The sequence below is a fragment of the Fictibacillus enclensis genome (assembly GCF_030123385.1).
GTDB lineage: Bacteria > Bacillota > Bacilli > Bacillales > Fictibacillaceae > Fictibacillus_C > Fictibacillus_C enclensis.
Window position 1 is genome coordinate 3,208,947 of the sequence record NZ_CP126109.1, and the last position, 12,477, is coordinate 3,221,423.

Below are 12,477 nucleotides of genomic sequence, written 5' to 3' on the forward strand. Positions count from 1 at the left end.
TGCTTTTCATTTTAACGAAAAAGATGGCCGATTGCACATCTGACCTGATTGGAGGAAAAAAAGGTGTTCAACACAAGCTTTTCTTCGACCACTCTGTTCTTTTCGTTTGTTTGAATCACGATAAAATGACGGACTCCTTTGCGAAAAAGGCTGATAACATCATATAGTTCGGCATCGGGCGAAACATGAATGGGCGTGGTCAATGCTTTATCCCCCTTCCCCTCTGACCGGGTCATCAAGAATCGTAGAAAAACATAGGGTCTCCGGTTCCATTCAATATAATGGGATACCCCCAAAAAGATGGCTACAATCCACAAATTGAGATGAAATGGATCTCTTGGAAGGAAGGAAAGGAATAAGATGAGAAGCATGGAAAAGGAGCATAGTAAAAATACAGTATGCGCTTTTTTAAATGGAAAAATGCTGGTGGCTGCAATAAAAATGAGCTTCCCGCCATCAAGCGGCCAAATCGGCAGCAAATTAAATACTAAAAGAGTAAGGTTCATCTTCATGAACCAGTCACAGCTTGTTGAATCCCACCACCCCAGTTGCAAAGCAAGATAAGCAGCAGCCATCATCCACAGATGTTGGATGGGGCCAGAGATGGTCACAATAATCTCCTCGGAGAACCGTCGGTTTCCATGCTCTTCCACTTCCGCCACCCCTCCAAAAGGGAATAGTTCAATCTTTTTTACACGCCATTGAAAAAGATGGGCCGCCGCATAATGACCCATCTCATGAATAAACACTGCGAAAAACAGCAACAGGATTTCCCTGAAGTGACCAGTTATAATAGAAAGTCCGATGGTCAGCCAGAAGAGCGGATTGATCCGTATTTTGGCCAAAAACTGAAGAAATGCATTATTCAAAATGAATGCCCACCTTGCTCGGATCAACAAAGGTGTTTCCTTTCTTTATGGCAAAATAAAACTTTCCTGTTTTTCCGTCTTCACTAGGCGACACCTTTCCGAGCGGTTTTTCTCGTTCCATGTAGCTGTACAGCTTCACATTCGCATCAATGCTGTCAAGGTGGCCATACCAGGATTCCTCGCCATTGCTATGCTGAATGATGACCGTCTTCCCAAGTTTGTCTTTTTTTCCGATAAATGTGACATATCCTTCTTTTACGGTATCCACGTTTATTGATTTTCCCGTTTCTACCATAATTCCTTTTCCATTGGCTTCAAAGGATTGGTAGACTTTTCCGGAAGCAGGAACCGCATAATTGTCCGTTTTCTCAGTGCCCGCAAGCTCTTTTTGCGGTGCAGCCTGTTTGTCCGGAAGCAAAGCGAGCGGTTTACCAAACTGATTTTCATACCACTTTTGGGCAGCAGCAAACTGGAATTCATTATGATACATTTTCTTGACAATCTCCTGGCCCTTCACGGCCTGCTGGCCATCGTTTTTAAACAAAATGCCCGCGCCCAAAAACAGGCACACCCCTGCCATAAGCTGAAATAAAAAAAATGAACCGTTAAACCGGGGACCTTTCTTTTTCTCCTGAACCGGAGTGGATGGCCCCGTGTAAAGGCTGGTCTTGAACGGTTCCTGTTCCTCCCGGGCAATCTTGTCTGCATATCTCCGCCGGATTTCATCTGCGCTATTTCTCATTCCTGATTCCCCCGTATCTTGTTTACCACATCATATGACTTGTCCGGGGGGCTTATGACTTTTGTGCGCCATGAAATCAGACATGCACAGAAAAAGCCTTCATACGCGTCATCCATTTCTTACACGTGTGAAGGCTGTCGTTTACCTCATGCCAAGCAATGTTTTGATTTTGGAAAAAAATCCTTTTTCCTCTTCTATGGTGGAAAGGGGAACGGATTCCCCAAGGATTCGTCTTGCAATGTTCCGATAGGCAATGGAAGCCTTGCTGCTCGGACTCATCGCAATGGGCTCACCCTTATTTGCTGCTTTAATTACATTTTCGTCATCCACCACAACACCGATGAGCTCGATGGCAAGAATGGACACAATCTCATCCACATCCAGCATATCCCCGCTATTGGCCAGGTGATTCCGTACACGGTTGACGATAAGTTTCGGTGCTTCCACATCCTCCTGCTCGAGAAGACCGATGATGCGGTCTGCGTCACGTACCGATGAAATTTCAGGATTGGTAACCACAATGGATTTGTCGGCGCCCGCTACCGCATTTTTGAATCCTTGTTCTATTCCTGCCGGACAGTCAATGATGACATAATCATAATCCTGCTTCAATTCCGAGATAATCTTTTTCATTTGTTCCGGTTGAACGGAGCTTTTATCTTTGGTCTGTGCAGCCGGAAGGAGGAATAAACATTCAAACCGCTTGTCTTTGATGAGCGCCTGATGAAGCTTGCAGCGTTCTTCCACAACGTCGACCAAATCATAGATGATCCGGTTCTCAAGTCCCATCAGAACATCAAGATTGCGAAGACCGATGTCTGTATCAACTAGACACACTTTTTTGCCAGAAAGGGCGAGGGATGTACCAATATTTGCAGAAGTCGTGGTTTTCCCGACTCCCCCTTTCCCAGAAGTAATGACTATTGCCTCTCCCATGATTCATTCCCCTTTCTTACTATAAACGATTCAGCTCTGGCCTGATTTTATGTACGATGCTGATCCGGTCAATCAAGATCTGATCTTCCTCATCGGAAATAAAGGCGCACTCCATTTCATGCCCGTGTTCAGGGTAATGATCCGGCGCCCGGTTGATCATATCGGCAATTCGGAGCTGGGTGGGCTTCATGACTGAAGCGGCAATAACGGCTTCCCTGTTGCCAGAGGAACCGCTGTGGGCAATCCCCTTCAGGGAACCCAATACAAAAATGTTGCCTGTTGCCACGATTGTACCTCCGGGATTTACATCGCCAATCAGCAAAAGATCCCCCTGCACACTAAGGACCTGACCCGAGCGAACCACCTTTGAAACACGCATGATCTGTGCTTCTTTTTTCATTTCTTCCGCTTCGGCAACCGTAATGACATTGGTTTCAAACCGCTTGATTTCGAGATTTTTCTTTTGCCCGATAATTTCGCGGATGAGCCCTGATTGCTGATCGGTCAGATATCTGTTACCTGTTTTGACAATGACTGAAATAAGCGGTCCATTCAGCAACTGCCCATGATCGTCGGATAATTTATCATTCAGCTCTTCGACAAGGTGCTCAAAAGAACACAAGTCATCCAATAGCAGAACGAGACCGTCTTTTGTACCTTTTATGGTTACATTATGTTGGAGTTTTTGTGCCATTGCCATCGTTCACCTCAACATACTTTCATTCGACAACTTATTGTGGAATCCTTTTTTCATTCCATCAGTTTTCAGAAAGCGTTTTTTATCCTTCTATCTTTCTAAGAAGCTTAGCAAAGGGATAAAAAACGATAATCGTAAATACAGCATTTAATATCAACGTCGGCAAAAGCCGGTCGTAGAAAAAGTCAGCCATTTTCACATCGGCTATCCCGATCAGAGAGTTTAAACCGTATACCAGAAATTCCAAGCCGGCAACTCCCAAAATGCTCAATAAAATCGTAACAAAAAAGTTACTGAAAAGATAGCGGGACAGTACAGCTATGAAATAGGCAACCAACGCGGTTGAAAACATGTATACCCCAATGAGGTCGGTATAAATCAAATCCGCGAACAGCCCGAAAATCATACCGTACACAATACCAAACGATGGTTTCAAATAGCAGGACATCAAAATAATCAACACCATGGCAAAATGGGGAATCATTAAAAAATCCCAGCCATAATGTTCCGGCGCCAGCACCTGCATCACCGTGCTTTCCGCTAAAAATGCAATATAGGTGATAAAAGGAAGAAGAATTCTGCTCATTATTCTTCCTCCTTTGCTTTAAATTCGTTTTTATCCAACTGCTGCATGGATCGTTTAAGAATTGTCACATGGCTGAGATCATACAAATCGGCAGCGGGTTTAACATAGGCGATTTTCGTATGATCGGTTTCATCCGCCTTAATATCAGTAACCGTTCCAATCAGCAAACCTCTTGGAAAAGCTTCACCCAGCCCGGATGAGATCACCTTCTGCCCTTTTTTAATGGACGCGTTGATAGGTATCTCTTTAAACAACAAGGATTGTTTTTTGGAATCATAGCCCTCAATCGTACCAAAAATGCGTTTGTTTCCTTCTACGATTGCAGATATTTGGTTGTTCTGATCATTGCCGCTGATCAACTGAACCGTAGAATGGAAAGCAGCTACTCTGGTCACTTTTCCAATAAAGCCTTGTGGTGAAACGACAGCCATATCCGTTTTCACCCCATCTTTATAGCCTTGATTCACAAAAATAAATTTGTTCCAGCGGTCGGGGGATCTCCCAATCACGGTCGCTTCCTTCACTTGATATTCAGTAAGTTCCGCTTCCTTTTCCAACTGGCCTTTTAAGCTTCGATTCTTTTGTTTTAAATCTTGAACGCTGACAGAAAGCTCCGCATACTCGTCGAGCTTTGATTTCAGCTTCTTATTTTCGGAATACATATTTTTCATTTCAGATAAGTTCTCAAAGAAACCCGCTATAGAGTTAGCGGGTTTATAAAACAGCGACTGGCTTACGCCAACCGTATCTTTTAAAAATTGTTCCGGCCAGCTTAATTCCTTGCGATCTTTCATAGAAAAGCCGATCATTGCCACCAAAACTATGATACTCGCAAGAAGAATGATAAGCCGCTTGTTCGAGAAAAATTGTGGCACGATCCAAACACCTTCTTAAACCTTTGTTTTCGAACGGGAAGTAATTCCTGCCTTTGAACGGAAAAGGTGCAGATTTTCAAGCGCACGTCCGGTTCCAACAGCAACACAATCCAAAGCGTTTTCAGCAACGATTACAGGCATCTTGGTTTCTTCACTGATCACCTTGTCCAGGTTGCGAAGCAACGCTCCTCCTCCAGTTAACACGATTCCACGGTCCATAATATCGGCAGCCAGTTCAGGAGGGGTTTTTTCAAGTGTAACTTTAACAGCCTCCATGATGCTGTTTACCGTATCTCTCAGTGCGCTGGAAACCTCTTCAGCAGTAATCGTGATGGTTTTTGGTAAACCGGTCAAAAGGTCACGGCCACGGATATCCATGTTTTCAATACCATCAGCTGTGCCTGCAGAGCCAATTTCAAGCTTAAGAGTTTCAGCTGTACGCTCACCAATCATAAGATTATAGGTTTTCTTAATGTACTGAATGATCGCGTCATCCATTTCGTCTCCGGCAATTCGGATGGATTGGCTTGTGACAATTCCGCCAAGGGAAATGATCGCCACTTCAGTTGTACCTCCGCCAATATCCACTACCATGCTTCCTGTTGGCTCCCATACCGGAAGATCGGCACCAATTGCAGCCGCAAAAGGCTCTTCAATGGTGTAGGCTTCGCGGGCTCCTGCTTGCTTGGTCGCATCTTCTACTGCGCGTTTTTCAACGGCTGTGATCCCCGAAGGAACACATACCATGACATTCGGTTTTCTCGCAAAAACAGAACGGTTTTTCTGTGCCTGCTGGATAAAGTACTTCATCATGGTTGCGGTTGTTTCAAAATCAGCGATAACTCCATCCTTCATTGGACGAACCGCCACAATATTTCCTGGTGTACGGCCGATCATGTTCTTTGCATCGTTACCTACTGCTTCAATTGACCCTGTATCTGTTCTCAATGCTACTACGGAAGGTTCACGCACAACAACACCCTTACCCTTCACGTAAACAAGAGTGTTTGCAGTCCCTAAATCAATCCCTAAATCTCTTGAAAATCCACCAAACATTTATGTAACTCCTTTCATCAAGCAAAACTCATAAATATGATTATACGCTAACAAAAGCGCAAATGACAATGTTAAACATAACCTTTTTCTTTTAAACTTACGTATTTTAAATCGCCAATAATAATATGGTCCAAAAGCTCTATACCAAGCATTTTGCCGCATTCTACTAATCTTTTGGTTACTTCGATGTCTTCCCTGCTTGGAGCAGGATCACCACTTGGATGATTGTGAAAACAAATAATGGAAGCCGCCGACCGTTTGAATCCTTCTTTAAATACTTCCCTTGGATGGACAATCGATGAATTCAGGCTTCCAATGAATATCGTTTTTTTGTAAATCACTTGGTTTTTCGTATTTAAATACAGACAGACAAAATGCTCCTGCTGCAAAAAGCGGAGTTCATCCATCAAATATTGTGCGCCATCGTCAGGCGAACGGATCGCAAACCGTTCATCAAACGGCAGTCTGCTGATACGCCTTCCAAGTTCGATGGCTGCGAGAAGCTCGACGGCTTTCGCATCTCCAATGCCATGAATTTCTTTCAGTTCACTTATTGTTGCATCTTTTAACAAGCGCAGTCCTTCAAAATGCTGAATGATGCGGTTTGCCAGCTGAAGAACGGACTCCCTTCTGGATCCGGTCCTCAGTAAAATCGCCAAAAGTTCATGGTTCGCCAGGGTTCCCGGCCCGCTGGTCAGCATTCGCTCACGCGGGCGTTCTTCAACAGGATAATCACGAATCATAAGCGGTATTTCTGCCACTTACGTATTCCTCCTTATTTTTCGTCTTCCTGACTGACTGCGCTGATTCCAAAGCTTTCAAGCTCTCTTACCACTCTGGATACGGGCAATCCCACCACGCTGTAAAAATCTCCGGCGATCGACTGGACGAGCCTTGCGCCCAGCCCCTGAATCCCATAGCTGCCGGCTTTATCAAACGGTTCACCGCTGTTCACATAATTTTCAATCTCTGCATCTGACAGCTCCCAAAACGTAACGTCAGTAGAGACAAAAAATATCTGTTCCCTTTCTTTTGCAAGAATTGAAACCCCAGTATAGACAGTGTGTGTACGGCCCGACAGCGAACGAAGAACATCAATGGCTTCTTTTCTTCCCGCTGGTTTTCCCAAAACGGTGCCATTGTTCACGACAATCGTATCTGCGCCGAGCACGACATGATCCGGGTACAGCCTGAATACATCTTCCGCTTTTTGCCTGGCAAGCGAACAAACAAGCTCTTCAGGTGAAAATGAGGGATCCATGACCTCTTGAATAGTACTTGGAATAACTTCGTACGAGAGAAGGTTCATTGAAAGAAGTTCTTTTCTTCGAGGTGAAGAAGAGGCTAATATGAGGCGTTTCATTTAATCACCCTTTTACATGAACGGCTATGTACCGTCTGTTGACAGGAGACTGAATTAAGCATATCAAAATCTCCACAGTTAGACAATAACCAATCCGTTTCATATTCGTTCCTTTAGTTTTTCGCCAATACTTTCCTGTTTATGTCTTCATTTTACAATATCTTTTAAAAAATGTCGGATTTATCCTCACAAAAAAAGCCCGAGACATCATCTCTGGGCTTTTCATTTGTTCTATTTTAAGGCATCGAGGAGCTTCGTATAGGAAATGAAACTGTCGAGCACTGCTTGCTGAAGTTGCCAGTCAACTTCCTTTGAATGCGTACCGGTCAGCTTACCCAGAGCTGTGGAGATTTGCATTTCATAAGCCTTTGCCGCTTTTTTCTGCTTCGACGGCCATTTTTCATCCTGCTTATCACCATACTGCTTCCATCCTTCATAATCCTGCTTAATGGATGCTTTTGCCTTTTTACTGAGTTCAGGCACCTGGGAAAGTGTGATCACATTTTGCAGCAGAATCTTGCCGTTAACGATAAAAGGCTCATCCATTTTTTGCGTGATTTTCAAGTTGGAATACGAGGCATCCAGTTGTTTCTGCCACACATCAACACCCTGTAATTGATACGCATCTGCAAGAGATTTTGCCTGTTCCTTCTTATTGCCGAGCCCGATCAGAACCGAATAATTTGCTCCTTGTTTATAAACGGCAGCAGCATATCCCTGTTCTTTAAGCTTTGAACTGACCTCCTCGGCTTTTTTTTCAGTGGAAAACAGTCCGTTCTGAACCGCATAAAAGTCCAAAGGAATGCTGGCAATGGTCGCCGGTGAGCTCACTGTGGAATTGAGTTTGGTCTGCCGGGCAGATACGATCTGAGCTTCGGTGGACGCCGACTCGCCCGTAAAAAGCATGAGAATGATCGCTCCGAACGTGCAGCCGGTTATGATGGCCGCTATGGCGGCCGTCATCCAGGGTTTCGAAAACGGGGTTGTGTTTCTTTTTCTTCTGAGCAGAAACATTCGTCGTTTATTTCCAAGCTTCTTCAGGGCAGAAGGACGGGGCAAAGGTTTTAATACTTTTTTAAAATCCAGTACTTTTCCGGACTCTTCACCGTCAATGATCTCCCAGGCAGCCCTTTCCTCTGTATAAACAGCGGCTGCAATTTCCTTTGTGGTGGCTTCCTGTTCACTCTTCCCTTCTTTGCAGGAAGTGGCTTTGCCGTTGATCAGTACTGTTACCGGCTTTTGCTCCTTCATGTCTATCCGCTCCTTTGTTCTATCATCTAGTAAACAGGATATGCCCTGTGCCGATTTCATAGAACAAAAAGAAGGATTAATAGAATAATCTTCTTTAATGCATCTGACTGAAATAAAAGCCTGCGATCTCTTCATAAAAAAAGTAGGAAAAAAGGATTCCTGCTGCCAGAAAAGGACCAAACGGGATACGCTGTTTCCTGTTCAGGCGTTTTAAAGCTATACCCGCAGTACCAAGGACCGCACCAAAAAAGAGCGCGAGCATAAAAGCAAGCAGGACGGCCTTCCATCCGAGAACAATACCGGCAACGCCCATCAGCTTTACATCTCCTCCCCCCATGCCTCCTCCTGATGCGGCGGCAATGAAATAGAGGAGCCCGAATCCGAGCAAAAAACCCAAAACGGGGTTCCATGCAGAGCCGATCTGCACCCATAAACGAAGAAGGATAAAGAAACTGCCGAAAAACAACAGAATACGATCAGGGATAATCATATACACCAAGTCGGAAACCGTGATGATGGCCAGCATGGCAATGAGTGACCATGAAATGCACAATTCAAAAGACCAGCCCAACAATAGCGGTGAAAGCATAAAAAGCAAACCCGTAAGCAGCTCCGTTACCGGGTAAAGAATCAAAATTTCCCCTTTGCACCCTCTGCACCTCCCCCGTTGAATCACCCAGGATACAACCGGAATCAGCTCACACCAGCCAAGCTTCCGGTCACAGGCCGAACAGCTGGAACCAGGATATACGATCGATTTCTTTAGCGGAACCCGGAGCCCCGCCACATTACAAAACGACCCGATAACCAACCCAATAAAGAATAGAAAGGCGTATTCCAATTGATCACTCCATCTCCAATCATCATTTGCAACCCATGTTTACTTTACTATCGGATGATTGTCGAGAGAGTTTATATTCACCTTTAACGGCTATTAAAAAAAGCTTTCACCTTTCCAATAAAATACAGAGAACCGGTAATGAGAAGCACTTCTTCCTCCTTTGTGGATTGCAGGAGGTGTTTCAATGCTTCCTGCCAATTTTCCGTATATGTTTTTTTAACCATTGCACTTTTCTCAAAAAGTGCTTTTCCGCAGTCTGCACGTGGGTGTTCAAAACCTGTAAAGGTAATGGAAGAACTGATTTTCTCCAACGGCTTCAGCATCTCTCCAGTATCTTTGTCCTTCAAAGCTGCAAAAAGAACATGAACGCTTCTGACGCCAAGGTGTCTTTTCAGTGTCTTACCCAACGCGCGAATGCCTTCAGGGTTATGTGCTCCATCGAGAATAATGGTTGGCACGCCCTCCAGCACCTCGAATCTTCCCGGCCATCTCGCCTTTTTAATTCCGGAAATGACAGAATCCTCATCAATAACCCAGTTCATTTCATGTTTTAAAAGATCAACCGCCATTAACGCAAGGCCGGCATTTCTTACTTGATGCTCACCCGCCATCCCTATTTTGACTTCTCTTCTTTTGGAATAAAAAGAGCTGAATGAAAAAACTTCTTTCCCTCCTCCACTTCTTTCAGAATGAACACTGAACTCATGGCCAAGCCGGAAGCATGGGGAGGAACATTGTGTGGCACGCCGTTTAATGACAGCTGCCGCCTCTGCCTGTCCAACGGCCGTGATGACAGGAACGCGCGTTTTAATGATCCCTGCCTTGTGGGACGCAATCTCTGAAAGGGTCGAACCGAGCAGATTCATATGATCATAACCGATACTGGTGATCACCGAAAGAATCGGCGTGATAACATTGGTTGCATCCGTTGTTCCCCCGAGCCCCGTCTCTATTAAACAAAGATCGGTGGAGCATTTATGAAAATACATAAATGCCGCCGCTGTTACTGCTTCAAACTCGGACAGGCTGCCAAGACCTCCCCTTTCAAGTTCAGAAATCAACGGTTTCATCTGGTCAAGGATTTCTTTCAGTTCCCGGTCTGTAATCATAGTTCCATTGATTTGAACATGATCCCTGACATTCACAAGGAACGGAGAAGTAAACGTACCGACCCTGTATCCCTGCTCTGTGAGGATGGAAGCCATCATTTTTATGGTGGATCCCTTGCCGTTTGTACCTGCAACATGAATGCAGGTAAGCTTCCTTTCCGGATGGTCCAGTTTTTGAAGGACGGACCTCATTCGTTCAAGACCCATCTTCATTTCCCCGGCATTTTTGAGCTGCAGGTATTCATTGATATCCTTATAGGATGTAAACACATCTGATTCCTCCTTTTTATTGTGATATCTCTGCGAGAAGGATAAAATAAGATAGACTTTTACTCAGCTTTAGAATGGCTATGTATATACGGAGGAATACCATGTCACAAACTTCCTGCTGGATTATTTATAACGGCAACCTACCGCAAAAGAAATTTATGGATTTTGCTCAATGGACGGCATCAGCTGCCCAGAAGAATGGAATCAAACCTACTATTATCAAAAACAATGATTTGCTTGTTTCGTTTAAAAACGGAACATCTTTTCTTGCCGGGCGTTTAAAAGACGAACGGCCTGACTTTGTTCTTTTTGGCGATAAAGATATTTTTCTTGCAAGACAGCTCGAAAACATGGGAACACCAGTCTTTAACTCTGCAGACGCGATTGAAACCTGCGACAACAAGTCAAGGATGTATCAGACGCTTGCCAACCAAGGCATCCTGTTTCCCAAAACCATTATAGCACCTAAAGTATTCGGTGAACTTCACGATGACAGCCATTGCGACACGGTGATCAAAGAAATTGGATTTCCGATGGTGGTCAAGGAAGCATATGGATCATTTGGCATGCAGGTTCACCTTGTCCAAAATGAAGCGGAACTGCTTTCTTTGATGAAGACATTAAAAAATACAGAATACGTTTTTCAGGAAATGGTTGCCTCGAGCTACGGCCGCGATGTCCGGATTAATATTGTAGGCGGGAAAGCGGTGGCTTCCATGCTCAGAAAATCGGAAACGGATTTTCGCGCCAATGTCAGTTTCGGCGGAAAAACAGAGCCTTATACTCCGACGAAAGAGCAGGAAGACCTGGCTGCCGCCTGTGCCGAGGCTGCAGGCACAGCATTCGCTGGAGTGGACCTTCTTTTTGGTGAAGATGGCACCCCAATTGTCTGTGAAATCAATTCCAACGCACATATCCGAAGCATTTACGATTGTACTGGGATTGATGTTGCCGACCATATGATGGATCACATTTTAAGGGCGATTCAATCATGAAAGCAGGCTGGTTAATATACAGTGAACCGGACGCTGTAAAAAACGCTTCCTTCATCGACTGGCTCAAAGCGGAAGCAGCCTTGGCCGGTCTTTCGCTTGAATTGATGTTTGCGGAGAGGTTTGCCTTTGGAGTTACGGATAACAAACTCTCGTTGTACTATGACTTAAAAGAAATGAGATTGCCGCACTTTGCCGTCGTCCGTACCATTCAGCCCCTTCTCTCCCGACAGCTGGAAAAAATGGGACTCAAGCTCTTTAATTCATCATCGGTCTCTGCTGTGGCCAATGACAAAGCACGGACACACCAGCTCCTTGCTGAAGCGGGCATCCCGATGATGGACACTCTTTTCATACGTCCCTCCTTTTTTCAGACGCAATCCATGCCTTTTGATTTTCCTCTGGTGGCTAAGCTTGCATCTGGAAGAGGAGGCCAACAGGTTTACCTTGTGAAAACGGAAAAAGAACTTCAAAATGCCTTGTGTACACATCCCGAGCAGGATTGGATCCTCCAAAAAATGGCGCCAGATGCCGGGAAGGACGTCAGGGTATTCGTCGTCGGAAACAAAATTGCAGGTGCCGTACTTCGAAGTTCATCCAATGATTTCAGGGCAAATTATTCGCTCGGTGGCCATGCAGAACTTTATCATCTGCAGCACGAACAAACCGCCCTCGTTGAACGGATCATTTCTCATTTTGATATTGGAATGGCCGGCATCGATTTTCTTCTGAATGAAAAAGGAGCTTTTATCTTTAATGAGATGGAAGATGTGGTCGGGAGCAGGACACTCAGCGCTACCTCTGACATTAATATCGCCAGACTTTATATGGAGCATATCGCCGCGAAATTAAAAAAGCCTGAAAGTGACTAACCACCTTCAGGCTCTTTT

14 protein-coding genes are annotated in these 12,477 nt (G+C 44.8%); 2 read left to right on the forward strand and 12 right to left on the reverse strand.

The window, feature by feature from the left end:
- Nucleotides 1-11: 11 nt before the first annotated feature.
- The 12 genes from QNH15_RS16915 to QNH15_RS16970 all read right to left on the reverse strand — a co-directional run bounded on the left by QNH15_RS16915 (nt 12) and on the right by QNH15_RS16970 (nt 10,595).
- Entirely contained in the window at nt 12-869 is an 858-nt protein-coding gene (locus QNH15_RS16915) for a M50 family metallopeptidase (protein ID WP_283889420.1), read from the reverse strand.
- Nucleotides 862-1,611, reverse strand: coding sequence for a M23 family metallopeptidase (locus QNH15_RS16920; protein ID WP_283889421.1), 750 nt, complete (start codon nt 1,609-1,611; stop codon nt 862-864). The genes QNH15_RS16915 and QNH15_RS16920 overlap by 8 nt, the downstream gene beginning before the upstream one ends.
- A 141-nt stretch (nt 1,612-1,752) precedes the next feature.
- Nucleotides 1,753-2,547, reverse strand: coding sequence for a septum site-determining protein MinD (gene minD / locus QNH15_RS16925; RefSeq protein ID WP_283889422.1), 795 nt, complete (start codon nt 2,545-2,547; stop codon nt 1,753-1,755).
- A gap of 19 nt (nt 2,548-2,566) precedes the next feature.
- Nucleotides 2,567-3,241 (reverse strand): septum site-determining protein MinC, encoded by a 675-nt coding sequence (gene minC / locus QNH15_RS16930; protein ID WP_283889423.1) that lies wholly within the window; start codon nt 3,239-3,241, stop codon nt 2,567-2,569.
- 85 nt (nt 3,242-3,326) lie between these two features.
- Entirely contained in the window at nt 3,327-3,830 is a 504-nt protein-coding gene (mreD, locus tag QNH15_RS16935) for a rod shape-determining protein MreD (protein ID WP_283889424.1), read from the reverse strand.
- Entirely contained in the window at nt 3,830-4,705 is an 876-nt protein-coding gene (gene mreC / locus QNH15_RS16940) for a rod shape-determining protein MreC (protein WP_283889425.1), read from the reverse strand. Before mreC ends, mreD begins: the two co-directional genes overlap by 1 nt.
- 15 nt (nt 4,706-4,720) lie before the next feature.
- Nucleotides 4,721-5,761, reverse strand: coding sequence for a rod shape-determining protein (locus QNH15_RS16945; protein WP_283889426.1), 1,041 nt, complete (start codon nt 5,759-5,761; stop codon nt 4,721-4,723).
- A 71-nt stretch (nt 5,762-5,832) separates the two neighbouring features.
- Nucleotides 5,833-6,504, reverse strand: a complete 672-nt coding sequence (radC, locus tag QNH15_RS16950; RefSeq protein WP_074440576.1) for a RadC family protein — start codon at nt 6,502-6,504, stop codon at nt 5,833-5,835.
- 32 nt (nt 6,505-6,536) lie between these two features.
- A complete protein-coding gene (locus tag QNH15_RS16955; RefSeq protein ID WP_061972606.1) occupies nt 6,537-7,124 on the reverse strand; it encodes a Maf family protein in 588 nt (195 codons plus the stop codon).
- Nucleotides 7,125-7,355: 231 nt separating this feature from the next.
- The gene (locus QNH15_RS16960; RefSeq protein ID WP_283889427.1) at nt 7,356-8,375 is read right to left on the reverse strand and encodes an SPOR domain-containing protein; all 1,020 of its coding nucleotides are present in this window, start codon (nt 8,373-8,375) and stop codon (nt 7,356-7,358) included.
- A gap of 94 nt (nt 8,376-8,469) precedes the next feature.
- Complete coding sequence (locus tag QNH15_RS16965; protein ID WP_283889428.1) at nt 8,470-9,216, reverse strand: prepilin peptidase; 747 nt, start codon at nt 9,214-9,216, stop codon at nt 8,470-8,472.
- Between the two features lie 83 nt (nt 9,217-9,299).
- Complete coding sequence (locus tag QNH15_RS16970; protein WP_283889429.1) at nt 9,300-10,595, reverse strand: bifunctional folylpolyglutamate synthase/dihydrofolate synthase; 1,296 nt, start codon at nt 10,593-10,595, stop codon at nt 9,300-9,302.
- A gap of 101 nt (nt 10,596-10,696) precedes the next feature.
- Between QNH15_RS16970 and QNH15_RS16975 the strand changes: the two genes are divergently transcribed.
- A complete protein-coding gene (locus QNH15_RS16975) occupies nt 10,697-11,590 on the forward strand; it encodes an ATP-grasp domain-containing protein (RefSeq protein WP_283889430.1) in 894 nt (297 codons plus the stop codon).
- A complete protein-coding gene (locus QNH15_RS16980) occupies nt 11,587-12,459 on the forward strand; it encodes an ATP-grasp domain-containing protein (RefSeq protein WP_283889431.1) in 873 nt (290 codons plus the stop codon). Before QNH15_RS16975 ends, QNH15_RS16980 begins: the two co-directional genes overlap by 4 nt.
- The last annotated feature ends 18 nt before the right edge of the window (nt 12,460-12,477 follow it).